The organism is Paenibacillus sp. Paensp38, from assembly GCF_059491915.1.
Map to the genome: position 1 here is coordinate 2,507,512 of NZ_CP168516.1, position 24,209 is coordinate 2,531,720.

Annotated in this window: 22 protein-coding genes; 9 read left to right on the forward strand and 13 right to left on the reverse strand. The window is 45.5% G+C overall.

Annotated elements, in window-relative coordinates; genetic code table 11:
- Nucleotides 1-155 precede the first annotated feature (155 nt).
- Both trhO and ACEN8J_RS10930 read left to right on the forward strand, forming a co-directional pair.
- Entirely contained in the window at nucleotides 156-1,049 is an 894-nt protein-coding gene (gene trhO, locus ACEN8J_RS10925) for an oxygen-dependent tRNA uridine(34) hydroxylase TrhO (protein WP_209950193.1), read from the forward strand.
- 209 nt (nucleotides 1,050-1,258) lie between these two features.
- Nucleotides 1,259-2,185, forward strand: a complete 927-nt coding sequence (locus ACEN8J_RS10930) for an AEC family transporter (protein ID WP_069011667.1) — start codon at nucleotides 1,259-1,261, stop codon at nucleotides 2,183-2,185.
- 17 nt (nucleotides 2,186-2,202) lie between these two features.
- On the opposite strand, the gene ACEN8J_RS10935 is transcribed toward ACEN8J_RS10930, so the two are convergent.
- Together ACEN8J_RS10935 and ACEN8J_RS10940 are read right to left on the reverse strand one after the other, a co-directional pair.
- A complete protein-coding gene (locus tag ACEN8J_RS10935) occupies nucleotides 2,203-2,982 on the reverse strand; it encodes an ABC transporter ATP-binding protein (RefSeq protein ID WP_069011668.1) in 780 nt (259 codons plus the stop codon).
- Nucleotides 2,983-3,162: 180 nt separating this feature from the next.
- Nucleotides 3,163-4,056: a YheC/YheD family protein gene (locus ACEN8J_RS10940; RefSeq protein ID WP_495594492.1), complete on the reverse strand. Its 894-nt coding sequence runs from the start codon at nucleotides 4,054-4,056 to the stop codon at nucleotides 3,163-3,165.
- Nucleotides 4,057-4,264: 208 nt separating this feature from the next.
- Between ACEN8J_RS10940 and ACEN8J_RS10945 the strand changes: the two genes are divergently transcribed.
- The gene (locus tag ACEN8J_RS10945; protein ID WP_495594493.1) at nucleotides 4,265-5,101 is read left to right on the forward strand and encodes a DUF6492 family protein; all 837 of its coding nucleotides are present in this window, start codon (nucleotides 4,265-4,267) and stop codon (nucleotides 5,099-5,101) included.
- A gap of 62 nt (nucleotides 5,102-5,163) precedes the next feature.
- The gene (locus ACEN8J_RS10950; protein ID WP_029514867.1) at nucleotides 5,164-6,507 is read left to right on the forward strand and encodes a sugar phosphate nucleotidyltransferase; all 1,344 of its coding nucleotides are present in this window, start codon (nucleotides 5,164-5,166) and stop codon (nucleotides 6,505-6,507) included.
- Between the two features lie 229 nt (nucleotides 6,508-6,736).
- Here ACEN8J_RS10950 and ACEN8J_RS10955 read toward each other — a convergent pair whose 3' ends face one another.
- Both ACEN8J_RS10955 and ACEN8J_RS10960 read right to left on the reverse strand, forming a co-directional pair.
- Nucleotides 6,737-7,432 (reverse strand): succinylglutamate desuccinylase/aspartoacylase family protein, encoded by a 696-nt coding sequence (locus ACEN8J_RS10955; protein WP_069011670.1) that lies wholly within the window; start codon nucleotides 7,430-7,432, stop codon nucleotides 6,737-6,739.
- A 5-nt stretch (nucleotides 7,433-7,437) separates the two neighbouring features.
- Entirely contained in the window at nucleotides 7,438-8,472 is a 1,035-nt protein-coding gene (locus ACEN8J_RS10960) for a glycosyltransferase family 4 protein (RefSeq protein ID WP_029514864.1), read from the reverse strand.
- Between the two features lie 353 nt (nucleotides 8,473-8,825).
- Between ACEN8J_RS10960 and ACEN8J_RS10965 the strand changes: the two genes are divergently transcribed.
- On the forward strand, nucleotides 8,826-9,299 hold the full coding sequence (locus ACEN8J_RS10965) for a C40 family peptidase (RefSeq protein WP_029514862.1): 474 nt from the start codon (nucleotides 8,826-8,828) through the stop codon (nucleotides 9,297-9,299).
- Between the two features lie 82 nt (nucleotides 9,300-9,381).
- Here ACEN8J_RS10965 and ACEN8J_RS10970 read toward each other — a convergent pair whose 3' ends face one another.
- Both ACEN8J_RS10970 and ACEN8J_RS10975 read right to left on the reverse strand, forming a co-directional pair.
- Entirely contained in the window at nucleotides 9,382-10,758 is a 1,377-nt protein-coding gene (locus ACEN8J_RS10970) for a sensor histidine kinase (protein WP_029514860.1), read from the reverse strand.
- The gene (locus ACEN8J_RS10975; protein ID WP_069011671.1) at nucleotides 10,755-11,468 is read right to left on the reverse strand and encodes a response regulator transcription factor; all 714 of its coding nucleotides are present in this window, start codon (nucleotides 11,466-11,468) and stop codon (nucleotides 10,755-10,757) included. The genes ACEN8J_RS10970 and ACEN8J_RS10975 overlap by 4 nt, the downstream gene beginning before the upstream one ends.
- 146 nt (nucleotides 11,469-11,614) lie before the next feature.
- On the opposite strand from ACEN8J_RS10975, the gene ACEN8J_RS10980 reads away from it, so the two are divergent.
- Nucleotides 11,615-12,265: an undecaprenyl-diphosphatase gene (locus ACEN8J_RS10980; protein WP_029514856.1), complete on the forward strand. Its 651-nt coding sequence runs from the start codon at nucleotides 11,615-11,617 to the stop codon at nucleotides 12,263-12,265.
- Nucleotides 12,266-12,307: 42 nt separating this feature from the next.
- Here the strand turns inward: ACEN8J_RS10980 and ACEN8J_RS10985 are convergent, their stop codons facing one another.
- From ACEN8J_RS10985 to nadA, 4 genes are all read right to left on the reverse strand, one after another.
- On the reverse strand, nucleotides 12,308-12,982 hold the full coding sequence (locus ACEN8J_RS10985) for a phosphatase PAP2 family protein (protein WP_029514854.1): 675 nt from the start codon (nucleotides 12,980-12,982) through the stop codon (nucleotides 12,308-12,310).
- 342 nt (nucleotides 12,983-13,324) lie between these two features.
- Nucleotides 13,325-14,158, reverse strand: coding sequence for a membrane protein insertase YidC (gene yidC / locus ACEN8J_RS10990; RefSeq protein ID WP_069011673.1), 834 nt, complete (start codon nucleotides 14,156-14,158; stop codon nucleotides 13,325-13,327).
- Nucleotides 14,124-14,444: a hypothetical protein gene (locus ACEN8J_RS10995; protein ID WP_013310179.1), complete on the reverse strand. Its 321-nt coding sequence runs from the start codon at nucleotides 14,442-14,444 to the stop codon at nucleotides 14,124-14,126. The genes yidC and ACEN8J_RS10995 overlap by 35 nt, the downstream gene beginning before the upstream one ends.
- 169 nt (nucleotides 14,445-14,613) lie before the next feature.
- Nucleotides 14,614-15,720, reverse strand: a complete 1,107-nt coding sequence (gene nadA, locus ACEN8J_RS11000) for a quinolinate synthase NadA (RefSeq protein ID WP_459760345.1) — start codon at nucleotides 15,718-15,720, stop codon at nucleotides 14,614-14,616.
- A 166-nt stretch (nucleotides 15,721-15,886) separates the two neighbouring features.
- Here nadA and ACEN8J_RS11005 point away from each other — a divergent pair, with 166 nt between their 5' ends.
- Nucleotides 15,887-17,041 (forward strand): IscS subfamily cysteine desulfurase, encoded by a 1,155-nt coding sequence (locus ACEN8J_RS11005; protein ID WP_495594494.1) that lies wholly within the window; start codon nucleotides 15,887-15,889, stop codon nucleotides 17,039-17,041.
- Nucleotides 17,038-17,577: a transcription repressor NadR gene (locus ACEN8J_RS11010; protein ID WP_029514848.1), complete on the forward strand. Its 540-nt coding sequence runs from the start codon at nucleotides 17,038-17,040 to the stop codon at nucleotides 17,575-17,577. Before ACEN8J_RS11005 ends, ACEN8J_RS11010 begins: the two co-directional genes overlap by 4 nt.
- A gap of 134 nt (nucleotides 17,578-17,711) precedes the next feature.
- Here ACEN8J_RS11010 and greA read toward each other — a convergent pair whose 3' ends face one another.
- On the reverse strand, nucleotides 17,712-18,191 hold the full coding sequence (greA, locus tag ACEN8J_RS11015; protein WP_013310174.1) for a transcription elongation factor GreA: 480 nt from the start codon (nucleotides 18,189-18,191) through the stop codon (nucleotides 17,712-17,714).
- 365 nt (nucleotides 18,192-18,556) lie between these two features.
- On the opposite strand from greA, the gene ACEN8J_RS11020 reads away from it, so the two are divergent.
- Complete coding sequence (locus tag ACEN8J_RS11020) at nucleotides 18,557-18,916, forward strand: hypothetical protein (RefSeq protein ID WP_029514846.1); 360 nt, start codon at nucleotides 18,557-18,559, stop codon at nucleotides 18,914-18,916.
- A gap of 220 nt (nucleotides 18,917-19,136) precedes the next feature.
- On the opposite strand, the gene ACEN8J_RS11025 is transcribed toward ACEN8J_RS11020, so the two are convergent.
- Together ACEN8J_RS11025 and ACEN8J_RS11030 are read right to left on the reverse strand one after the other, a co-directional pair.
- Nucleotides 19,137-22,193, reverse strand: coding sequence for an endonuclease (locus tag ACEN8J_RS11025; protein WP_069011680.1), 3,057 nt, complete (start codon nucleotides 22,191-22,193; stop codon nucleotides 19,137-19,139).
- Nucleotides 22,194-22,292: 99 nt separating this feature from the next.
- Nucleotides 22,293-24,194: a serine hydrolase domain-containing protein gene (locus ACEN8J_RS11030; protein ID WP_069011683.1), complete on the reverse strand. Its 1,902-nt coding sequence runs from the start codon at nucleotides 24,192-24,194 to the stop codon at nucleotides 22,293-22,295.
- Nucleotides 24,195-24,209: the final 15 nt, after the last annotated feature.

Sequence of the window (24,209 nt, forward strand, 5' to 3'; positions counted from 1 at the left end):
CAGTACGTAACTATTATAATGTAAACCCTTACTTTTGTCGCTCGTCTCCTTTTTCATTTCCACTTTTTATACATTTAAGTTGACTAACTAAAAGAATGTGGTACATTTAAAATTGCTTTTAAAAAACTTTGACTTGAATCAGAGGGTGATTTTACATGTGTGAACATACTTATCGAATTTTGTTGTTTTACAAATATGTCAACATTGAAGATCCTGCCACCTTTACGGCAGAGCATCTGGCTTACTGCAAGGAGCTGGGCGTCAAGGGAAGAATCTTGATTGCTGCGGAAGGAATCAACGGAACACTGTCTGGTACAGTAGAGCAAACGGAGCAATATATGCGTGATTTGCGCGCCAATCCGAAATTCCACGATATCGTTATTAAAATAGATGAGTCTGACGGTCATGCGTTCAAGAAAATATTTGTACGCCATCGTCAGGAGCTTGTTACGCTGCGTCATGAAGATGAGCTGGACCCTAATGAAATTAGCGGTAAGCGTCTGTCACCAAAGGAGTTTTATGAACAGCTTCAAGATGAAGATGTAGTTGTTCTGGACGGACGTAATGACTATGAATATGACATCGGTCATTTCCGCGGGGCTATTCGCCCCGAAGTCGAATCGTTCCGTGAATTTCCACAATGGATTCGCAACAATATGACTCAGTTCAAAGACAAGAAAATTCTGACGTACTGCACCGGAGGTATCCGTTGCGAAAAGTTATCGGGTCTTCTGATCAAAGAAGGATTTAACGATGTAGGCCAGTTGGATGGCGGCATTGTGACTTACAGCAAGGACCCAGAAGTACAAGGACGTTTGTTTGACGGTAAATGCTACGTATTTGACGAACGAATCTCGATTCCGATCAATCATACGGATGAGGACGTCATTGTCGGCAAGTGCTTCCATTGTGAAACGCCGAGCGATCATTATATCAACTGCCCAGTGTGCAATCTCCAGCATATTGCATGTCCAGATTGCGAAGAACAGCATCAGCACTATTGCTCTGACGATTGCCGAACCAAAGCGGAAACCGTAGCTACTGCATAAATTGGCAGTATCATTGGTTCATTATAATAAAAGGGATGCCCTATTAGCCGTTCATCATGGCTGTGGGCATCCCTTTTATTGTTTTCACAATAAGTGTCGTAGGCTTCATAGTATATACCTATGGCCTTGATTGTATTTTCATCTTGGACGGGCTCGAAAGTAGCGTCTTATAATGGAAAATGTCATTACAGAAAGGATGGGTGGAATTCATGATTCAAATCGTACTTTCAACTCTATTATCGGTTATCGTTCCGCTGTCCATTCCGGTGATCGCCGGATTTTTACTTGGAAAATTCATGAAGCTGGAAACGAAACCGCTCTCGACTTTGTATTTATATTTTTTAAGCCCCGCCATGATTCTGGACACGCTACTCAAAGCACAGCTTACCTGGCATGATGTGGCGCAGACTGCCGCTTTTTCAATATTAAACCTGCTGCTGTTGTGGGGAATTGCACAATTAGCAGGGAAAATCTTTAGACTGAGCACTCCGGAAACGGCTGGACTTACCTTAATCTCCACACTCACCAATAGTGCAAATTATGGCCTGCCCCTAATTTTACTTGCCTTTGGGCAGCTCGGTCTGGATAAAGCCTCCGTGTATGTCGTCATCCAGATAATTATAGTCAATACCATTGGCGTTTATTTTGCAGCCCGCTCTGAATTTTCTGTTCAAAGTGCTGTTAAGTCGGTGTTTTCACTTCCTGCGATCTATGCAGCTCTACTCGCCATGGGACTGCGGCTACTGGACTGGCATCTTCCCTCAGGGATTCAATCAGGCGTCTCGATGATTGCTGCTGCCTATTCTCCGGTCGTGCTGGCGATTCTGGGTACCCAGATGGCTTATGTAAAAATATTTAAGTTGGAGTCGTCTATTAAAAAAGCCAGCTACGCCGGACTAACAATTCGGCTTCTACTCTCCCCACTTGCGGCTTGTCTTGCTATGCTGATACTGGGAATTTCAGGTCTTTTGTTCTCCGTTCTCTTCATTCTGGCCTCAATGCCGGTTGCTGTAAATGCTGTCATTTTAGCAGAAAAATTTAATGCATCGCCAAAACTGGTTTCCACCTGCATCCTGTGGAGCACGCTTGCCTCATTCCTGATATTGCCTATTCTGATTATGTTGGTGGCAGGTTAGCGAGAAAAAAAGACTCTCTACACCATAGAGAGCCATGCGCGATTCTGTCTCCATTCTACTTGCACAGGCGTTTCAAAAAAAGCACTAAGCGTTTCACTGCTTAGAATATCAGTCGTTTTACCTTTAGCAAATACCGTGCCCCGGCGGATTAAAATCGTATGCGTGTACATCGGTAGAATTTCTTCGATATGATGTGTAACATACAGTAAATTCGGCGAAGCCGGCGACTCCGATAACTGGCGAATGCTATCCAGCAATGCTTCCCGGGAAAAAAAGTCCAAACCATTACACGCCTCGTCCAAAATCAGTAGCTTGGGCGAGGCCATTAATGCGCGGGCGATAAGCACTTTCTGCTTTTCTCCCTGTGAGCATCCCTGATACAACCGATCCACGAGATGAGCACACCCCAGTTGCGTCATAAGCTGAACGGCCTGTTCATAATCTGTATCCGTCGTCTGATCATAAAGTCCAATGGAGGCAAATTTGCCACTAATAACAACATCCTGCGTACGCTGACTCCCATTAATTCTTTCCTGTAAAGAGGAACTGACCCAACCAATAGATTTGCGCAGCTCCCTCAGATCCACATCCCCAAAGGTATGGCCCAATACATCAACACTACCTGTGGTTGGCCATATGTAACCGTTAATCATATTGAGCATCGTTGTTTTACCTGACCCATTCAAGCCGAGTACAGCCCAGTGCTCTCCCTCAGCTACCTGCCAATTGATTTGATCTAGTATGGTGCGGTTATCTCTCTTCCAGCTTACATTGTTAAGTTCAATGACAGAATTCATGGCTGTACATCCTTTCTATTCGTCGTATCATCAGATGTTTATACGCATAGTAAAGATCATCGTTCGTACGTCTAGCTTCTCTTTCATGTAAGCATAGCACAGGGTCACAGGTTGTTCAATTTTAAATTGCCCACTCCATTGTTCATATAGGAGTGGGCTGGCAATGTAGTAATCTACTGGTCAAGATATTTTTTCTTTTTTAGGATCTTTAACTACTTTCTTATCTTTATCTTTATCTTTATCTTTATCTTTATTTTTATCTTTATTTTTATCTTTATTTTTATCTTTATTTTTATCTTTGCTTGGGACGGTGACTTTCCTTTTTTCATTAGCCAGCCGCCAATAGCTTAATACTTTACGGTACATGGACTTATCTGATAATTGGTTAAAAATATATGGGTCTGGCTTCGTATTCACCTCAATAATCCATGGGGTAAAGCGATGATCCAGTCCAATATCCACACCAATTTGCCGGAAATTTGGATATGTTTTTTGCAGTTGTTTGGCGATGGTAAGACCCAGTTCATTTAGTTTCTTGACCAGCTCCGCCTGTTTGCTTTGCGATAAATGGGATTTTAGTAACTGCTCCAAGGCCATCGGCTTGCCACCACTATGATAGTTAGTCACGATTTTACGGGGATGACCCAGACGTCCAATAATTCCAGTAGACTCCCATAGCCCTTTTTCATTACGCTGCACCATGACCCGAATATCAAAATAACGCATTTGATGGCGTAGTAAATGGATTCCCTTTTGAATAAGATAACTTTTCTTCCCCGTATGTTTCGATAGGCTGGTATATAGTGCATCCAAATGTTTAAATTCTTGACGCGTTTCCTCATATTGATAGGCGAAACGCTGGCCAGCCTCCTGCTCTACTCTCATTACACCTTTACCAAAGGTACCTCGCTCGGGTTTTACATAGACCATACCGTATTTCTCCAGCATTGACTTCAAATTTGCTTTGTTATATTTGCGAGTTTCTGGTACATAAGGTTTGATGCTTCCATTCTGAAGTAACAATTGGGTTTTATGCCATTTGCTGCGCGACGCCTGCGCTTGTGAAGAATTCACTTGCCCCTCTCCTCTCTACTCTCAGGTAGAACGCTCTTGTTAAAAAAGATCAATCTATCGTATGCGCTAACTCCCCATTCGAAGCTTCATCAGCCCTGTCCTGCATAGAAATGGACGTTTGACCTTGCCCGGTCGAAAGCGCCTGTCCAAGCATACGATATTGGGAGACGCTGGGAGCGTATATTTGCACATATAGGGAGTGAATAACATGTCAGCGCAATCGGATGGTCCACGGAAGGGTTTCCTTACAATCGATGTTCTGATTCCCGCAATTGATAAAGATATTGCCACACTACCGCTGGTAATTGACAGTCTGCGCCGTCACGTGCAGCACCGAATTGGAAATATTTATATCGTTTCACCGCAAAGCACCGGGATTCGCCGTCTGTGCGTAAACAAGAAATGTACATTTATAGACGAAAAAACGGTGCTGCCCATTACCAAAAAACATATCCATTACGGAACAACGCGCTGGGACCGTTCAGGCTGGCTGTATCAACAATTGCTCAAAATGAATGGCGACAAAATCAGTAAAGCCTCTTTTTTCCTCGTCATTGACGCGGACACGGTTTTGATTCGTCCACATACGTTCCGTAAAGACGGAAAAACGATTTTTTACTACCGCAGCTGGAGCCAGCCTGAGTATTTTCGCACCCATCACAAGCTGATGGGCGTTAAAGCTCCCTCACCAAAGTCCTTTGTTACTCATTATATGCTTTTTGAAAAAGCGCGGCTTACCCAGCTCAAGCAAGTTATCGAGGCCCGTCATGGAAAACCTTGGTACAACGCAATTATCCACAGTATAGACCGGACAAAACAGTTTGGGTTTTCCGAATATGAAACGTATGCCAACTATTTATACAGTAATCAGCCCTCTCGGATGATTTTGCGCAAGTCATTGAATAAAGCGCTTCATCGTCGGGCTTCTTCCCTGTCGCAAAAACAATTGGATGTCTTGGCTAAGAGCTATCGCTCCTTATCTTTTCATCAACGCAAGGTGTACCAGCTTACTCCAAAAACAAAGATTGAATCATCGCTAAAATAGTTTTTAAAATCCTGCAAAATGATGCAGTCCAAAATAGATCTGCATTGAAGGAGGAAACGTCCGTGCGCATCGTATTATTATGCGGTGGTGCCGGAAAACGGCTATGGCCACTATCCAACGAAATCCGGTCGAAGCTGTTTCTCCGGTTGTTGTCCGCTCCTGACGGGCATAAGGAATCTATGCTCGGTCGGGTGTACCGTCAGCTTACCTTAACCGGGCTGGATTCCTCTGCCCTGCTTCTGGCTCATCGGAGTCAGGTAAATCTAGCCTTTCGCCATACAGAAGGTCGTCTGCCCGTTCTGGGCGAGCCTGCCAAACGTGGAACCTTCACCGCTGCTGCACTGGCAGCTGCTTATTTTCACACCAGAGGCACAGGGCTGGATGAAGTTCTCTGCATTGCCCCAGCGGACATGTTTGCAGGAGAGGATTTCTTCCATAGCATAGCAGCGCTCTCCGGCATATTGTTTGAGAGCGGAGCCGATCTGGCTATGCTTGGGACAAGGCCCACTCATCCCTCCGACCAATACGGCTACGTCGTTCCGGGTCTGCAAATGATACGGGAAGGGAAAACTTCCTATGCGCAAGTTGCTCGCTTCACAGAAAAGCCGGATCTCCCCGGAGCACAACAGCTTATTCATCAGGGCGCGCTCTGGAACTGTGGTGTTTACGCTTTTACATTACGGTATATGTTGTCCTGTATGGAGCGAAGTGATCTGCCGCTGAACGATAAAGCATTATGCGCGATGTATGATAGCCTCCCCGTTCGCAGTTTCGACGAAGAGATTGCAGAGCGTGCCGAACATGCCATCGTCCTGCCCTACGATGGCGAATGGCACGACATCGGCAACTGGCAGGCTCTAACAGAGCAGCTAAACAGTCAAGTAATCGGGCGTGGACAGATTAGTGGGCAGACTCACGGCACGCATATCGTTAATGAGCTGCCCTATCCACTTCATGTCATTGGTGTGGAAGATATTATTGCTGCCGCGAGTCCCGATGGCATTCTCATTGCGTCCAAGAGCCATGCCCACGTAATCAAGGAGCAGCTAGGTAAACTTCAACTTCACCCCATGCATGGTGAAACCTCTTGGGGCAGTTACCGAGTGCTGGACGAATTTGATCATCGGAGTCTGAGCGATATACTGGCCATACGGCTGACGGTACTGCCAGATCAACGTTTGAATGGCCGTATTCACGGCAGTGGACTTAAAGTATGGACGATCGTGTCCGGCCGGGGAGAGGTCATGCTGAACGGAGAACGTTTTGCTGCGGCAAGCGGTTCTGTATTTAGCATTCCGGTCGATACGCATCACACAATCCGTGCCGATCTGGATACACCACTGGAGCTAATTGAGGTACGTCTGGGAAACAGCTTGGTGAACGCCTTCTATAAATCCGAGTCCTGACAACACATAGATCAGGATTTTGCAAAATTTGATTCCAGTCGCTCCAAAGTGCAATATATAGACGAACTAGAGCATTTCGATCTATATATTGTTCATTGGAAGTCGCTTATTGGATTTTTGCAAAATCCTCAGATATAATGCACGCTACGGATTCTGAACGAAGGTCGCAGGTCGCACATAAAAAATCGCTCCTGAGCAAGGTGAAAAAGTCCTTGCTCCAGAAGCGATTTTATTTTGTGATGCAGTTACCTTTGACTATTCCGGCTTCTTTTAAAAAATGCTGAACGATCTCCAACTGATAGTGTATGCGTACTTTCTTGGGCAGGCTCCAACCCGTTTCCACGGTAACCGCGCGTGCACCTAAAATACGGGCTACAGCGGTGCGGGAGGAACCTGGAAGCTCATGCAGCCGAAGGTTGAAATGTCGGTCGCTCACCTGTATGGAGCGATTCATTCGCTTAATAACCCGACGAACCGCAGGAACCACCGGGTTGGCCTTGTTGGAGATTAGCGTTTGACCAAGCACCTCGGCATCCTTTTGTGACAATCCATTGGCCTCATGCAAGTCAAGATACCATTCAGGTTGATGCTTTTGTGTTAATTTGAATAGAGCAGCGGAAAGTGGTTGTGTTGCCAGCTGCTTTTTTTTGCGCGGAAAGGTTCGATTAAGATCAGGTATTCCTCTAATCCGTTTGCGGTAAGCCTTTTGGTTTACAATCGGTACAATTATAAGCTTACCCTGGCTAATTCGCAGTTTTTGCTGATTCAAAAGCTTCACCAGTTTCTCAGCAGCTCGTATGCTAGCTATTTCATTACCATGTATCCCCGCGACCACCATCACACACGGACCTTTCTGCCCCCCTGTGACTATATAATAAGGAGTTGCCCAAGAGCCATTTCCGAGCATATATCGTTTGACCTGCATCCCCTTCACCTCCGTATAGGCTGTCGTTGTCCTCTCTTCTGTTCTCGCCGACGGATGATTTCACGGTATAGTCTTAAGTAGTTACTGGTCATCTGTTTGTTGGTAAATCTTTGGTTGACATATGAACGAAGCTGCGCTGGTGACGGATAATTTTTTTGCTGTGCCTTTCCTGCCATTTGGCTAACTGATTTGCAAATCAACTGTGGAAAGCCCAAGAGTACCTCGGGAACGGAGCCATTTTTTAATGCCAGCACCGGTGTTCCACAAGCCATGGCCTCGACCATTACGAGTCCAAATGGCTCTTCCCACAGTGTCGGAAACAGCAGACACTCTGCATGTTTCAGCAGCTTCTGTTTCTGAGCACCTCCAACTGCACCTACATAGCGTATATTCGGATTACGCTGAATTCGTTTCTGAATCTCTTTACGGAAAAATTCTGGAGCTTTGATAGGACCTGCAATAAGCAGTTTTTTTCCTGTTCGTTCTGCAACCTGAATGGCCTGCAATACACCTTTATCTCGTATGATTCTGCCCATAAACAGCAAGTAGCCACGCTTCTCACTGCTGAACTCGTATTCATGGGTGTTGATACCATTATAGATATAAAAACCTTTGCCCCTGCCCATCAGCTGACGCGCTCGTTTACTGACATATACCGGGTTTTTACCGTGTCTCTTCACTGGAAGATGAACGGTGCATACTGATGGACAAGGCAGCTTCCTACGTCCCACAGAAGAACGAAAAGTATGATCATGAATGATATGTGTGTTGGAAGGCATATGCCGGAGTACATATTGGGGGATCTGACTTTGTTTCAAACCCTTGGGGTAGGTAATCAACCGCGCACTGCTCCTGCTCCCACGGGCGGCAAACAGCGATACATGATGCCCTCGTCTCACCAATTCCTCAGTTAATTCATGCACGACCTTTTCCGTTCCGCCTTTGTTAGAGGGTACCGGCTGTGCATCGGGATAGTTGGAAATGACCTGAACAATGGTTAGACGCCGTTTTTTGAGTGCTTTATTCTGCCTTGAAGCCATACGAATTCCCCTTCCTGACCGGAAATACGGTGTGATCCTTACGATGTCAACGGGAATCAGAGCATACTCCCGTACAAGTTATAAATTGTAGTATATAGGTATGTATATTTTGCGTGATTGCTTGTGCCAATCGTCTGCAAGTCGTTTTTTGCCATACGAGCCTATCTATAAGGGGAGTCTATACAATTTGTCAAGCTAAAATTAAGGAGAAAATTCTCATCGTTTTCTAATAAATGAGGACAAAGCGTTGGGGTAACAGGTTTGTAACCATGAGTGGTAAATTCCGGACATTTTATTTGTGTTATTGTCATTTCAGGACATCAACACAATACGAATAACGGAGGAATTTATATATGAAACGTACTTCAAAAAAATTGTGGATGGGTATTTGCTTTACTATGACTTTGGCATTGAGCGCAGGGAGCTTCGTCGTTGGGCCAGCCACCACTCATGCCGCTTCGGCAAGTAAAGCTGATCAGATTATTTCTAAAGGTTCCCAGTTTATGGGTGTGCGTTATGAGCATGGAGCCCCAGCAGGCAATACAAGATCTTTTGACTGCTCTTCGTTCACTCAATATGTATTTGCACAAAATGGCATCAAGCTTCCACGTTCGTCCAGACAGCAATCAACTGTTGGCACTTTCGTACCGCGTAGTCAGCTGAAAAAAGGCGATTTGGTCTTTTTCTATGCGCCAATTCATCATGTAGCCATTTACATGGGGAACGGCAAAATTCTGCATACGTATGGTAAAGGCGGCGTAACGGTTACAGATCTAAATTCGGGCTGGTGGAGCCGCAATTACACAACAGCACGTCGTGTCCTCTAGGATAAATTTTAGTTGATTCCCATCCACCGAATGCTTAACTTACAAATAACAATAAAAAGGGCTGTTCCGCGAGTAGATATTTCTACTGGAGGGACAGCCTTTCCTTTTGTCTTTGGGGCAGCGTGACGATGACTACCGTTCCTTCTCCTTCTACGCTCTCCATACGTATCGTACCCTGATGAGCATCTGTAATTGCCTTGGCAATCGGCAACCCCAGCCCGGTCCCTCCAGTTTTACGATGCCTGGAGCTATCTACCCGATAAAATCGTTCGAAGACCCGCTTGATCTCGCCCTCAGGTATTCCGATCCCATAATCCTTAACCCGGATATAGACATCCTTTTTATCTTTAGATAAGCCTATTTCAATCTCATCCGAGCTGTATTTTAATGCATTATCCAGTAGGATCACTAGCAATTGCTTCATTTTTGTCAGGTTGGCATCCAGCCAAATTTCTTTCTCTTCGGTTAAAATAGAAATTTGACGATCATGTACAGGCTTGAGATGCGCTACTACCTGTTGACAACAACCGATCATTTCTATCCGCTCATGCGGCTCAGGGTCTTTCTGCTGTGAGGAGGCAAGAGTCAGCAACTGCTGTGTCATCGTACGCATTCGCTGAGTTTCTTCATAGATCGATTCAATGGATTCCTTATGAATGTCCTCATCACGCGTGCCCCACCGCCGCAGCATGTTGGCATAGCCCTCAATAATCATAAGTGTGGTATTCAGTTCATGTGAGGCATCTGAAACAAACTGCTGCTGGCTCTGAAAGCTTTCTTCTAATCTCTCCATCATTCGGTTAAAAGTAGCGGTCATTTGGGACAATTCATCTTGATTATGACTGCCAGCGGGGATTTTTTTAAATTTTAAGCTTCTCTCAATTTCCTGCATCGTTTGAATACTACTGGAAATCGGCAGCAATATGGCATTCGCCAAAATCGTGCTCCCTACCAAACTTAGCATCATTGCTCCTACAGTCGAAGTGATGAGAATCGTATTTAAAATATCGAGATTGGTTTCGAGTGCATCCCATTTTTCCACGATCTCCAGCGTTCCCTTCTGATTGCCCTCCGGAGAAAGCACGGGGAGATGGATTACCAGAATTTTATGACCCTGTACATCAGTCAATTGAGAGCTTTGAGAAGTGTTAAAACGAATATCGCCCAGCTTAAAGCGTGACTGGCGACTTACTTCATACAGAAGTCGGGATTGCTGATCAAACACCCTCAGAATAGTATCTCCGGAAAGCTCATCTTTCAATTTTGGACTCCATGCATTCTTCAGAATCATGGTATGTCCGGTTTCGGCAATGATTTCAGTCCACTTATTTTGCAGCACTTCTCTTTCATTTCGCGTAGCGATTTTGACGAACAACAAATGAACCGTGACATCCACAAACAGGAGTATTATCATCACTAAAATAGAACTGAGCAGGGTGATTTTGGTCCGCAGCTTCAATGTTCTTCCTCCCTGATGCAGTACCCCACACCACGTACGGTTTTAATTAATTTCTTTTTGTATCCATGATCAATTTTTTTGCGAACATACCGGATATACACATCTACGACATTCGTATCACCAACAAAATCAAACCCCCACACGTTCTGAATCAATTCATCCCGCTGCAATACCTGATTTTTGTGCTCCATCAGATAGAGAAGCAGATCATATTCTTTGGGCGTCAGTTCGATTCGGTTTCCTTCCCGCACCACTGACCTAGTCTTGCGTTCCAACACCAAGCTATCCACTTGGAGCCTGGACGACAACTTGTCCTCTTTTTGTGAAGCGGTAGCTGTTGGCTCCATTTGATGCCTCATACTGGCCCGCATCCGCGCTAATAACTCCTCAATCTCAAAAGGCTTCGTAATGTAATCATTGGCACCTTCATCCAGACCTGAAACCTTATCAGGAGTCGTGTTACGTGCAGTGACCATAATTACTGGTGTATGATTGTTCACTTTTCGAATCTGCTTCAGCACCTCGACCCCGTTCATTTCCGGCAGCATGACATCCAGAATGATGATATCCCATGTACGTGCTAGAGCTTTTTCCAATCCTTCTCTGCCCGTTTGTGCGATTTCAACTGCATATCCTTCATGGGATAACTCCAACTGAAGCAATCTGGATATCTTCTCTTCATCATCAATGACCAGCACCGACTTTTCCATCGCAAAACCACCTATTTCTATAGAAAAAGCAAATGAGTAACGGAAATGACATTCATTTTTTATTTGATTTTAAGCTTTTATCCGTGTAGTCGCTCTATAATATAACTTTGTTATTCAATTTTTTGATGTTAAGGAGTAATTTATTCATGTTAATTAATGTAGACTATGCTTTATTTCACTGGATCAATGAACTCGCTAATTCCCTCGCCTTTTTGAATGGAACCATGCGTTTCTTGGCGCAATATGCACCGTATTTATTCGGAGTGGCTTTGCTGATTTACTGGTTCACCTTTAAAATGCCGCATCGAATGATGGTTTTAGAAGCCGTTATAACGGTTTGTATCGGCTTTGTAATTAGTTGGGGTCTTGGACATTTGTTTTACAGAGATCGGCCTTTTGTCGGACATTCAGTCATTCAGCTTATTCATCATGATCCCAATGCTTCATTCCCGAGTAACCATGCACTTGGAGCGTTTTCTCTGGCTGCCATTTTATGGCTTCATCATCAAAAATTTCGTGTTCTCTGGGTTATTTTAGCTGTACTCATCGCAGTATCCCGCGTATGGACCGGAGTGCATTATCCCTCGGATATTTTGGCAGGTGCGCTTATTGGTGCAGGTTGTGCCATCGGCGTTCATCAATTCATTCGAAGTCGGAAGCTACCTGGCATCTTTATGCAGGCGGCTATTATATTTTATGAAAAATGGGAGCAGAAGCTGGGGCTCAAGCCTGGTGAACAGGCCAGAACCAAGATGACTGAACACACTTCCTCTGTCCAAATGAAAAGCAGACGCTAAAGCGTCTGCTTTTTTTAGAAACTTCATTATTTATGCAACCCGTTATGCTGTCGATTTAGAGCGAAGTGACAGCATTCGTCGTTCTTCGTACCGCTGATAAAACCAAATACAAGCTGCCATCCAGCAGCCACTCATAAAATAGCCACCCACAACGTCGCTCGGATAATGTACGCCCAAATAAATGCGGCTCGTCCCGATTGCTACAATCAGCAGGCTGCTGAGTACAATAAGAAGGATACGCCCCAGCCTAGAAGGAACATGCTTCCACACTAAAAATGTCAGCGCCGCATACATGCTGAAAGCTGTCATGGAATGTCCGCTTGGAAAGCTGTATCCATTCTCTTCAATAATACGGTGAATCTCCGGTCTCGCACGCTGAAAAAGTACTTTCAGTATCGTATTCAGCATTACCGATCCCAATACACCAGCCGCCAAAAAAAGCAGTTCTCTGCGGTGTCCCAATACTCTATAGAGCACGAACATGGCCATTAAAACAATGATCACAACTGGAATTCCGCTGCCGATCATGGTGAAAAATTTCATTACACGGGTCATGGCGGGCGACTCCAGTTGTCCAATAACCGAAATAATTTCCTGGTCAAAATGCCGAACTTGATGGTCACTCACCCATAATGCGATTAAGCCAAAACCGAATGCACATACTATACATGTGAGCAGAGCCAAGGAAATGGGCAGCTTTGTTGATGTTTGCTTCATTTTCTGTAGTTCCTCCATAATATTCATTGCGTGATAAAACAAAGTGCAGCATTAGCTTAGATATAGGTCTTACTTTGCCCACTTTTCCCTTATCATTTCATTAAAAGAATTAGTTGCATCCTCCACATAATGAAACCCGTTTTCAAAAAATATCACTTTCAGAATCATTTTATAATATAAGAAATTCATATTGACTACAAAATCGCAAGCGGACTGTAGCGAAAAAAGCAGCAACAAAAAAGGACGCCATTCAAGCCTTATAAACGGCTCGAATGACATCCTATGATTACACGTGGCATACTACAAACGTAATTCCCAAGTTAAACAAGCATCATCTACTAATTAGGTTGGTGTGACTTCTCCAAGTTTAACCTTACTCTCTGCTTCCTCTATTGGATAGCGTCTGCGGAACCACAGCGACTGAAGCAGCAAGAAGGTGCCGCTTACTGTCCAATATAATGGCATGGCAGCAGGGGCATTGAAGGAAAAGACCGCCATCATAATCGGTGAAAGATAGCCCATGATCGCAAATTGCTTGCGCTGGTCAGGCGTCATCTGAAACTGAGAAAGCTTGGCCTGTGCCAAGTATACAATTGCGACGACGATTGACAAAATCCAGTCCGGCTGTCCGAGCCGGAACCATAGGAAAGAGTGAGATGCGAGCTCCGGGGTTAAGCGGATTGCTGTATACATACCGCTCAAGATCGGGAGCTGAATGAGAATAGGCAGACAACCGATATTAAGCGGATTGAATTGATGTTCTTTGTAAAGCGACATCATTTCCTGCTGCATACTCTGCTGGCTGGTGGTATCTTTCTTGTTTTCATACTTCTTCTTAATTCGGTCCAAGTCGGGCTGCATAGCGCTCATCTTGCGCTTCATACCCTGCTGGGCACGCGTTTGACGCATCATAAGAGGCAGTAAGGCCAGACGGACAATGAATGTCAATGTCATAATCGCCAGCCCAAAGCTTCCACCAAACCATTGCGCCAATTGCTGAATAAGCCAAGAAAGCGGGAACACCACGTAATGATTAAAAAATCCGGGTGTCTGTGCATTTATCTCCGCAGCATTCGCACCACAACCAGACAGTAGCATGACCACCGCCAACGCTACCATTAATCCAAATATCCGTTCTTTTTTACCCCAAAAGGTGAATCCCTTGAATCGTTTCATATGTTCCTCCTCGTTGATTGGCTGTGCCATCGTTCAACGAGGGAGAACAATCGGATGCATCTTCATCCGGCGCTTCTTTACGCCGGATATGTCGGGCCAGCCGGACAGGCATGTCCTGTCCACGGGCAGACATCGGCATCTGCGGAGAGGCATGAGACCTCACGGGCCCACCTTCGACCCAGCATTCGGGTACATTGCCGTGCAAATGAGCGAGATACGTATAAGTCACTGTGCACAGCAAGCCAATTGTAAATAAATAAGGGAGTAGGTCTTGAAGCTCAAACAAGGGATTCACCTCCTTCGGTTTGTTGCTACAATTATAGCACGAAACCGGACAAGCGACTAATCTTTAATTAGAGATACGGGTTGGATCACAAGCAACTGAAATAATTATTTCTGCTCCTTCGGTCTAATGCTCAAATCCGGTGGAAGAACGCTCTATATTACGGTAAAACTTAACGGATAGCAAGCATACGATTCAATGCTAGTACAGCATCCTGTCTGATCTGAGCATCCACACGAATCACACCCACAGGCTCACCCCGGTCAAACTGTTCCATTGCCCACAGCAAATGGGGAAGATCGATCCGGTTCATGGTTAGGCAGGGACACATATCGGGATTGAGCGATTCAATCTGCTGTTCAGGGTACTGCTGCTTGATTCGTTGCACGAGATTCATTTCTGTGCCAACAGCCCATTGGGTCCCTGGCTCTGCCGCACGGATGGTATCGATGATGAATTTTGTGGAGCCCGCGCAATCTGCGAGCTGTACGACTTCATAAGAGCATTCGGGGTGAACGATGACCCGGACGTTCTTATCACGCTCGCGAACGTTGCGAATATGATCTACTGTAAACTTTTCATGAACAGAGCAATGCCCTTTCCATAAAATAATTTTTACGGTTGCTGGGTCCTGTTCAGTCTCAAGCTGATCTGCCAGCGGATTCCACACGGCCATTTCATTTAGCGGAATTCCAAGATCGTAAGCTGTATTGCGACCTAAATGCTGATCCGGCAAAAACAAAATACGTTCCTTTTGCTTCAGCGCCCACTCCAGCACTTGCTTAGCATTCGAAGAAGTCACGGTAGCCCCACCATGCCGTCCTACAAAGGCTTTGATCTCTGCTGTGGAATTTACATATGTTAACGGAATGATCGTATCTCCTACCAACTCCTGTAAATGCTTCCATGCTCGTTCTGTCTGTTCCACATTCGCCATATCTGCCATCGAGCAACCTGCACGCATATCCGGCAGGACAACAGTCTGTCGATCGGTAGTCAGCATATCCGCTGTCTCCGCCATAAAATGGACCCCACAAAATACAATGAACTCCGCTTCCTGATTTTGTGCAGCCATTTGAGCAAGCTGTAGAGAATCTCCTGTTATATCAGCAAACTGAATAACCTCGTCCTTCTGATAGTGGTGGCCCGGTATGAGCAGCTTGGATCCCCATTTTTGTTTCAGTTCGGCCACTCGCTGCTCCATTTCAGCAACCGTCAGTGTCTTATAATGCTCTGGCATAAGCCCTCGATTTCCTTGTAAAACGTCAAGCATAGACATTAGAATCCCTCCATATCGATGCGGCTGATCGTTCCGCTCTCAGCGAACAGATAACCGCTTTGTGTACATTCATATTTACAAGTGTCTTGACACTTATATTTACACATGCCTACAATAATCTCAAGAGTTTTTGAATGGAATTATTTTTAAGCAGGGAGGATTTGGTGTGATTTATCTCGACTATGCCGCTTCTACACCTATGTGTGGTGAAGCTTTAAATATGTTTAACGTATTAAATAAGGAAATGTTCGGAAATGCCAGCAGCCTTCATGATGCGGGCGGTCAAGCAGCCTACACGCTGGATTACAGCAGGCAACGAATAGCAAATATGATTGGCGGGCAAAAGGAAGGCATCTATTTTACAACAGGGGGAACAGAATCCAATATGTTGATTGTGCAATCGATCCTGAACGGGTTGCCGCAGCATAAAAAGCATTGGATCATGAGCGCTTTGGAGCATCACTCGATGTACAATCTTGCTACTTTGCTGGAACGTCAGGGCTATGAACTGACCATTGTGCAACCGGATCGGGAAGGACGAATGTCTCGCGAAGCTCTTTTACCTCACCTGAGAGAAAACACCGGACTTGTCTCCGTACAACACGCCAATTCGGAAACGGGACTAGTTCAGGACCTTGCTGCCTTATCTCCCCTGCTACGCGAACGGGGTATTTTGCTGCACAGTGATGCGGTACAGACATTTGGGAATATTCTCGTAGATGTAGAAGCCATGGGAGTAGATGCACTCTCTGTATCGAGCCATAAAGTGTATGGCCCCAAAGGCGTCGGTGCTGCATATCTCAAACCCGGAACCCCATGGCGTCCCGTGTACCCTGATACACTACATGAAAACGGATTTCGTCCTGGAACGGTTAATGTTCCCGGGATTGCAGCCTTTGTCGCGGCGGCAGAAATGATGACCGAACAGATGGAGTCGCATCAGGAGCGATATGCTTCCCTGAGAAGACACTTTATTACGAAAATTCGGGAAAGATCCATTCCGTTACGTTGGGTGGTACAGGAAAGCGAGAATAAAGCAGCGCTTCATCATATAGTAGGCTGTTTTTTTCACGGTTACGAGGGACAATATGTTATGCTGGAATGTAATCGCAGAGGTGTCTGTATATCCACTGGAAGCGCATGTGCTGCCGGACACCACGATCCTTCGCCTGCCTTACAGGCGCTTGGAGCATCCGGCCGTGAAGCGTTACAATTTATCCGTGTTTCTTTCGGAAGAACGACCACCATCGAGGAATTGAATGTATTGGTAGATATTTTGACAGACCTGACGCATCGAAAAGAAAGGAGCTTATCCCGTTGACTGAATCTTTAAAACGGTCAGGTACGGATCGCCGCGAACAGCTACTATTGTGGCTCAAGAGCGAATCACCACTGACCGGGAGCGAACTGGCGCGCAGATCCTCCGTCTCCCGACAAGTAATTGTACAGGATATTTCCCTGTTAAAAGCAAGCCAAGAGCCTATCCTTGCAACGAGTCAAGGATACATTTATATGGAGCCTGCGGGTCAGGCAACTCCCTTAGCCTCACGTATTATTGTGTGTAAACATCGACCTGAACAGACAGAAGAGGAACTAAAGCTGATTGTGGACTACGGTGTAAGTGTGCAGGATGTTATTGTTGAGCATCCGGTATACGGGGATCTGACTGCTCCGATACGGGTTGGAACTCGCAAGGAAGTGGACGATTTTATCCGTAAAATCAGCTCCACCCAGGCCACTTATTTGTCCCAGCTGACGGGAGGCATCCACCTGCACACCTTGAATGCCTCGGATGAAGATAAAATTAATGATGCCTGCGCTGCATTGGAGCAAGCAGGCTTCCTAATGACGGACTAACTTAGTGCGCTTAGCGGAGTAAAGAAAATCCTGTCCAGTGTATGTGGAGTGCAACTGTGCTCCACATGGACGGTATGTAAGCAGCGAGAAATAAAAAAATCCCGGCCCCCTCATATAAGGGAATCGGGAATGAACTATGTGAGCTTAATTTCAAGCAGCTCATATTTAATTACAGCCATGGGTGCATCCACATGAATGATACTGCCCACTTCTTTTCCCAAAAGTGCCTTGCCTAAAGGACTCTCATAGGAAATTTTGTTATCAAGAACATCCGCCTCAGCAGGACTTACAATTTTGTATTCCATCTTTTCTGAAAATTCGATGTCATTCAAAATGACAGTCGATCCAATACTAACGGTTCTAAGGTCTAAATTACTCTCATCCACGACCCGGGCTTTGGTCAGCATCTTCTCCAATATGAGAATGCGGGTTTCCATAAACGCTTGGTCGTCCTTGGCTGAGTGATACTCACTATTTTCTTTCAAATCGCCGTAGCTGATAGCCAACTTAAGGCGTTCGGCTAGCTCCTTGCGTTTTACGGTCTTCAGTTCCTTTAGCTCATCCTCCAGCTTGGCCAATCCCTCTTTAGTTAACAATACTTCTTCATTCGACATATTTTATCTACAACTCCTATTTCAGCATTTTGCTTAATTCCAATTCAACGCTCAAAAATACAATAAACGAACTAAACCGTTTTAGTCTAAACATTGCTGATTGAAAACGCTCTGGGATTTATGCAATTGATCATTTGGCTTGCTTTATTGTAGTTTACTCTAAATCGGACCAACATGCGAAATAAATTACTGGATAACAGTAGCCAACTGCCTTCAGCCAGGGTGATTCTTATAGTAACCAATGCTCTCTTATTCGCATATCGTATGATCATAACGTATTTTGATGAGCACTGTAGTGCCGCTGTCCTTGTCCCGAATTTTCATAAAAACCAGGCAAGAACAGTATATGGCGGGAGGAAGATTCAATGGCTTCCTTAGGAAAGAACGGCAATGGGAATGGCAATGGAAACGGGAATCGTAAATCCAAATCCCCACCTAACGGTCAAAAGAAAAATGGATTAAACAGTAATTCGGCTATCTTTTCCGCGCTTCAAGGAAAAAATGTGGAGGTCCTTGTGGCAGCCCTCCTACTAACAGGAAAACTAAACGTCGATTCGGTGACTTTATACAGACAAGCAACATTGTTTTTAGGACTCACAGGAAAATACAAAACACTAGCATCCACTCCATCCAATGTCGATAATATGGTGAAATTTTTAAATGATAACGGGAATATGACACTGGACCAGGTGATACAAGCCTTTTCACAGAAAATAAATAATTAACAAGTGGCGAAAGGAGACTTATGTGGTGAGTGAGTTTGATGGAGAATATTTTGCAGAGGTTGTCATTATTGTGATTCTAGTTGCCATGTTCTTCTATGGCTCCTCAGATATAGAGGGACTTTCCGCTTCGCCAACCCAATCCTAAAATGATAATTCCCGCTTCGTAAAAAATAAAAAAGCATCTATAGACTCTCACGAGGTCAATAGATGCTCTTACTTTTTAACGGCCCATCATTTCTACTTCATGGCCCTTTACTTCTACACTTATCGTTTGACTAGAAACTTCTCCTGAAGCATTGACTAACTCGGCCCGGTACTCATATGTACCCGGCTTTTGATTTTGGATGCTGGTCACTGCACTTTGGGCCTGCGGACTTTGGCTCAGCAGATCCTGCGCGTCGATCAGCTTTCCGTTTTCATACAAGTTGTATTTCGTCGCATTTGTGCCCCACCACATGTTCATAGCAAGAGTATAGGCACCATCACCATCCCAATTGTCATGAGACAGCACTGGAATGCCAGGAGAAGCATCGGTCACTTCGACAGTTAACGGGTCGCTGGTCGTTTTACCAGAAGCGTTGATCAGTTCTGCAGTATACGTGTAGGTACCGTTGGTCTTACCTGTAACAGGAATGACTGCATGCTGTGCTCCAGGAGAAGCCGCTTGCAACGATTGAGTGCCAATCAGCTTGTCATTTTCGTACAACTTGAGTTCATCACCATTCGTACCCCACCACAGATCCATAGTGATGTTGTAATTGCCATCCTTCAGCCCAGTGTCCTGCCCGTTATCATGCGACAGCACAGGTTTACTCGGCACTTCACCTACACCAGTCTTTTCGACTCTAACAGTTACAGGATTGGATACGACCGTTTTACCATCCAAGGTAACGCTGGCTGTAATCTCCGCGCTCCCCTCTTTTAGGGCCTTAAGTTCTCCATACGTATCCAGCGAAACGGATTCATGACTGCTGACATACTGAACAGAAGCGCGGTTTAAATCTGCTTCGCTGCCATCTGTCAGCGTACCCTTGAGATGTGTCACTGCCGTATCCCCAATGTTGAGGGTCGTTTGATCCAGTGAAAGCTCTACTTCTTGCAACTCTGCACCTGCCTGAGCTGAAAAATCATCCAGTCCACGCGGTTTCAACTGATAATTCCCTTTGAAAATCGCCGAAATTCCTTTTAGCTTCACGTGCTGTCCTTCTTGATATGGAAAAGTTGTCCGTGTTAAGCCTGTACGTGCATCGACACGCACATGGTGACTTACTTCACCTGATACTGCATCAAATTCAAACGAACCTACGGGAGTCGCGTCTATCACATTACGAATCATTGCCGTAGGAAGCTCAACCAACTGTCCTTGGCTCGCATCACTGAGTTGGGTGACTTGTACAGCTTCTGGAAGTTGTCCTTCTCCCGTTTTTTCAATTGCCACTGGATCGGTTAACTCTAGCTCACTATTAAACAGTGCCAAGCTTGCTGTAAGCTTTACTCGATCCCCTTGGTGAAAGCCGCTTTGGTTCTGATATACATAAATACCGCCACTTTCATCCTGCATGTAAAAGGCTTGACCACCGAATACACCTGGTTCTGTCGTCACAACACCCTCTAAGGTCACGACTTTACCAGCCGGGAGACTCCGTGCTTCTGCGACACTGATACGAGCTGGAACCGTATTGCCTTCCTCAGGCAACGGCTGGGCCGGGACATCAGCCAACACGACGGATTGAGTCAGCAGATTGCTGCCGTTTTGCCTCAGTCTAAGATTAGCTGAACCACTGGTTCCCGGCTTGATTCGCACCGTCAAGTCCTTATAGGCATGCCCTTTGCCGTTGGACTCCAGACTAAATGTTCCGCTATAGCCGTAAGAGGTTGGCCAGCTTCCATCCGGATTTTGAATCTGGGCTACTTGATTGCCGCCCTCTATATAAATACCTGTGCTGAATCCGCTAATCGTACTATTGGGAGCCAGCTGATCGGCAGTAACTCGAATTTGAAAAGGCTGTGCATTGGGCAGCTGCTCTTGACGAACGATGTTGTACACAGGCTGCGCACTGGCTGTAGGTCCGCCATAGGACCCTGCTTTGAAGGTTCGCTGATCCCACCATTTGTAGCCAGCTGCGGGAGCGGACCAAGGCTCGGCTTGTGGTTCCGTGGAAGCCTGTGGCTCTTCAAAAGGCAGTAATGCCGTCGGCTGGTCCAGCTGTAAGCTTTTCACTTCCGTCAGGCTGGTATACTCCTCCTTCTTGGACAACCAGTCTACGATATTGACCAGTAACTCGGCGTCATCCTGCTCCTTAAAGCCGTCATAGGTTGTCTTCTTGGTTCCTGTCTCTTCGCGCAAATATTTTGGCGTTGCATCTTCGACAGGAGACGAGTCCCCAATGAAAGCAGCTTTGCCTAGTCCTACTTTCGATACAACTGCATAAGGTCCTTCCGGAATGCCGCCTCCATTATACACGCCCTGATCTACCGCGTTGCCCCAAGCCTGATTGGTTTTAGGTAGATATACGATTCCCTTGGCTTTCGCTGGGTCGATAATTGCGAGTGTTGATCCTGCATGCATTGCCACATTACTCACTCCAGCTGTAATGCCGAACGCCTGTGCTGGCTCGACAATCTGATTGGCCGTGATATCGCCTAATGCATTGTAGCGAAAGCGCACACCAAACTGGCTGCCCAGCCAATCTGAGCTGACTACGCCCTGCATTGCTGCCGAGCTTTTTTCTTCCGCACTCATTCCCTTCGCAGGGTCTTCCCATGCACCACGACGATAGCCATTAATGCTCTCCGATCCGTCCCAGCGATTCTTGTTGCGGTCCGCGTTATAATGATCTCCAATGAAAAAAATACTATTGCCTGCTTTTACATACTGCTCCATTGCAGCCTGTTCGCTCTGTTTAAAAGGAATATTCGGCTCTGCTGTAACAAATACATCATAATTCTTTAGATCATTGTAAGTAATGGGCGTAGATTGGCGAAGCTCGTGTACATCATAGCCATTGCTCGCGAGGGCTTGGCCGAAGTCTGAAAATCCACCATCAATCACCCAATCTGCTGCGCCAGCTGTCTGTCCATGAGTATTATCAAACAGCACTTTTTTACCAGCGTTCTCATTGACCACTTTCGCTGCAATGAAGGGGGCTGGGTCCGCCGGACCTTCTGCCCGTACCGGTTGCATGCTGCCCGCAACACCAGCATACAACGATAAAGTGAAAACCATAGCAGTTGCATATTTGAAGCTACGGGATGTAAAACGACGAAAGATTCCCATTCTTTCCCTCCTGTTTGTTGGTTTAAAGCCCTTCTGGGGGGCATCAGATACAAATTTTAGCATTCATTTATGTTCGAATATGCATTGTTTTGTAAATCTTTAGGAATAATGGATAGGAAGGAAATTCCAATAAAAAAGATACACTGTATGCAGCAATGTGAGCACCGCAAATAGGATTTTCCCGGCAGCCCGGGTTCTTCTTTCCCCTGTAATCAGCTTTGCGCCATTCACGATCAATACCCACACGGCAATGAGTGCTGAAATGAGTGGCAGTGTGCAAATTCCCCAGATATACCACGCGGAATAGCCATACACGATCTGATTGTTACCATAGACGACCTGCACTCCGAGAAAAATCGTGTTTAGTGACGCAATGAATGCAAGGTTGGACGAAATGTGATTATTCGTTTTACGGATAGCTTTGATCACATATCTTACGATCCAAATTAGCAAGGTTGTGATGAAAAATAAGGAGGCGGCTGCATAGCTGACAAGCAGAGTCCAGGTGCGGTGCCAAAGTGTCGTTTGCTTCATGGTTTTACTATCCGGGGCAACCATCATCCACGTACCGTTTTCCTGATACAGCAAAATTTTAAGCTGGCCCTCCTTTTCCACAAACAATCCATCGCCTGCTGCTTGAAAAACTTTGTCTGTTGCTTCATTCTCATTTGGGTATTTTCCTTTAACAATTAACGTATGATCATCTTGAATTCGCACGGTGTATGTAATGTTTCCCAGTATTCGAATCCATTTTCCCCACCCATGAACAGGATTAGAATCCACCTGATATACACCCTCAATCTCTGGCGAAAGCTTCACTTGCGTGGTAGAACGAGCCAGTGACTGAGAAGCGGCCTGCGGATTTGCGGGCAGCATTTGGGCTATCGCATCGATGACTTTTCCATGAAGCAGAGTGTCCGTGTCAGCTGAATTAATGATCACAAAAATGCCGATCTTTTGTGACGGAATCAGTACCATTTCGGAAATAAAATCATCAATTTCCCCGGTAGCCCACAGCATAGGTACTCCTGTCTCCAAATGACCACGAAAAAATCCGTAGCCCACGCCATCCAGGCGTGCATCGACTGCAAATTGCTGCGCATGCATCACTTTTACCGTATGTGGTTGGAGCACCACTTTGCCCTCATACTTGCCTTGGTTTAAATGAGTGATCAAGTAATGGGAAAACTCGTTGGGTGTGACGTTCAACGCTCCTGCTCCGGGCAGATTGATATACGACAAAGGCTGTTTCAAATACGCTCCATCCTTCCACTGATACGACTGGGCCTGTGCAGGATGATTTAACGGCAATTCCAGTGTCGCGCTGGGCATATTCATCGGCTGGAACAGATGTGTACGAAGGTAATCATTCAGTCCCTGACCGCTTACTTGCTCCACGATATTACCGATCAGACCGAAGGCGACATTACTGTATTCATACTGAATTCCAGGTTTGCGGATAGGTGGCTGATTTTGAAAATACGTGCTGAGATACTGTTCTGTGGGTAAAACGCCTGCCCGAGTCGAGCTGTTAATGTCGTACAGCGCTTCATCCAATCCTGAGGTATGTGTCAAAAGCTGATGCAAATTGAAAGGCTGATTCTGGTATTGCGTAGCTTTATAGCTGTGGAGATAGTTATTCACGTCTTCATTCAAATCAAGCTTGTTTTGCTCAACCAGCTGCATCGTGGCGCTTGCACTAAATGATTTGGTTAGAGAGCCGACACGAACAATGGTCTTTGCTGGATCGAATGCCATTTTCCGCTCCAGATCTGCATATCCGTAGCCTTTACTAAAAAGAATTTGGGTTCCCTGAGTCACGACGACCGCAGCCCCCGGAATATGCAATTTTTCCAATTTTGTAACCATGATATCGTCCACTTTTTTTTCCAATGAATTAGGTGTTATGCTGTCTATTGCCCATGCCGGAGCAATGAGCAGGTTCCAGAGAAACAACGCTGCTAAAAATGCGGATAGGTAGCAAATGCCTTTATTCTTCATATTGAAGTACCATCC

Excerpts from the sequence above, each read along its gene's own strand:
- trhO (WP_209950193.1), top strand. The coding sequence starts at position 156 with ATGTGTGAACATACTTATCGAATTTTGTTGTTTTACAAATATGTCAAC.
- ACEN8J_RS10930 (WP_069011667.1), top strand. The coding sequence starts at position 1,259 with ATGATTCAAATCGTACTTTCAACTCTATTATCGGTTATCGTTCCGCTG.
- ACEN8J_RS10935 (WP_069011668.1), bottom strand. The coding sequence starts at position 2,982 with ATGAATTCTGTCATTGAACTTAACAATGTAAGCTGGAAGAGAGATAAC.
- ACEN8J_RS10945 (WP_495594493.1), top strand. The coding sequence starts at position 4,265 with ATGTCAGCGCAATCGGATGGTCCACGGAAGGGTTTCCTTACAATCGAT.
- ACEN8J_RS10955 (WP_069011670.1), bottom strand. The coding sequence starts at position 7,432 with ATGCAGGTCAAACGATATATGCTCGGAAATGGCTCTTGGGCAACTCCT.
- ACEN8J_RS10960 (WP_029514864.1), bottom strand. The coding sequence starts at position 8,472 with ATGGCTTCAAGGCAGAATAAAGCACTCAAAAAACGGCGTCTAACCATT.
- ACEN8J_RS10965 (WP_029514862.1), top strand. The coding sequence starts at position 8,826 with ATGAAACGTACTTCAAAAAAATTGTGGATGGGTATTTGCTTTACTATG.
- ACEN8J_RS10975 (WP_069011671.1), bottom strand. The coding sequence starts at position 11,468 with ATGGAAAAGTCGGTGCTGGTCATTGATGATGAAGAGAAGATATCCAGA.
- ACEN8J_RS10980 (WP_029514856.1), top strand. The coding sequence starts at position 11,615 with ATGTTAATTAATGTAGACTATGCTTTATTTCACTGGATCAATGAACTC.
- ACEN8J_RS10985 (WP_029514854.1), bottom strand. The coding sequence starts at position 12,982 with ATGAAGCAAACATCAACAAAGCTGCCCATTTCCTTGGCTCTGCTCACA.
- yidC (WP_069011673.1), bottom strand. The coding sequence starts at position 14,158 with ATGAAACGATTCAAGGGATTCACCTTTTGGGGTAAAAAAGAACGGATA.
- nadA (WP_459760345.1), bottom strand. The coding sequence starts at position 15,720 with ATGTCTATGCTTGACGTTTTACAAGGAAATCGAGGGCTTATGCCAGAG.
- greA (WP_013310174.1), bottom strand. The coding sequence starts at position 18,191 with ATGTCGAATGAAGAAGTATTGTTAACTAAAGAGGGATTGGCCAAGCTG.
- ACEN8J_RS11020 (WP_029514846.1), top strand. The coding sequence starts at position 18,557 with ATGGCTTCCTTAGGAAAGAACGGCAATGGGAATGGCAATGGAAACGGG.
- ACEN8J_RS11025 (WP_069011680.1), bottom strand. The coding sequence starts at position 22,193 with ATGGGAATCTTTCGTCGTTTTACATCCCGTAGCTTCAAATATGCAACT.
- ACEN8J_RS11030 (WP_069011683.1), bottom strand. The coding sequence starts at position 24,194 with ATGAAGAATAAAGGCATTTGCTACCTATCCGCATTTTTAGCAGCGTTG.